The organism is Acinetobacter sp. AND/436, from assembly GCF_049546925.1.
Lineage (GTDB): Bacteria > Pseudomonadota > Gammaproteobacteria > Pseudomonadales > Moraxellaceae > Acinetobacter > Acinetobacter indicus.
This window is the reverse complement of record NZ_JBMXBO010000045.1, coordinates 1-767: the sequence shown is the minus strand read 5'-3', so window position 1 is coordinate 767 and position 767 is coordinate 1. Positions and strand designations below refer to the sequence as shown.

Here is a 767-nt window from a genome sequence, read left to right as displayed (position 1 = left end):
CCCCATTGATCTTTATATTTTTCAAAAAGTTCAATTGACCACGGTAAGGATTCATTTTCAGAAAGCCCCCCCCAATCCCATTGATCTTTATATTTTTCGATGAGTTCGATTGACCACGGTAAGGATGTATTTCTAGAAAGATATAACCACTCCCATTGATCTTTATATTTTTCGATGAGTTCGATTGACCACGGTAAGGATGTATTACTAGAAAGCCCAAGCCCCCGCCAACTCCATTGATCTTTATTTTTTTCGATGAGTTCGATTGACCACGGTAAGGATGTATTTCTAGAAAGCCCCCCCAAACCCCAATGCCATTGATCTTTATATTTTTCGATGAGTTCGATTGACCACGGTAAGGATGTATTCCAAGAAAGCTCCAGCCAATACCATTGATCTTTATATTTTTCGATGAGTTCGATTGACCACGGTAAGGATGTATTCCAAGAAAGCCCCCGATCCCAATGCCATTGATCTTTATATTTTTCAAAAAGTTCGATTGACCACGGTAAGGATGTATTTCTAGAAAGATACAACCAATCCCATTGATCTTTATATTTTTCGATGAGTTCGATTGACCACGGTAAGGATGTATTCAAAGAAAGCACCCCCCAATGCCATTGATCTTTATATTTTTCGATGAGTTCGATTGACCACGGTAAGGATGTATTTCTAGAAAGCTCCAGCCAATCCCATTGATCTTTATATTTTTCGATGAGTTCGATTGACCACGGTAAGGATGTATTTCTAGAAAGATTGAACCAATC

Annotated in this window: 1 pseudogene; it reads right to left on the bottom strand. The window is 38.6% G+C overall.

The features are described 5' to 3' along the window. Positions 1 to 767 (bottom strand): annotated as a pseudogene (locus ACPEPR_RS13815) (hypothetical protein); the annotation flags it as partial.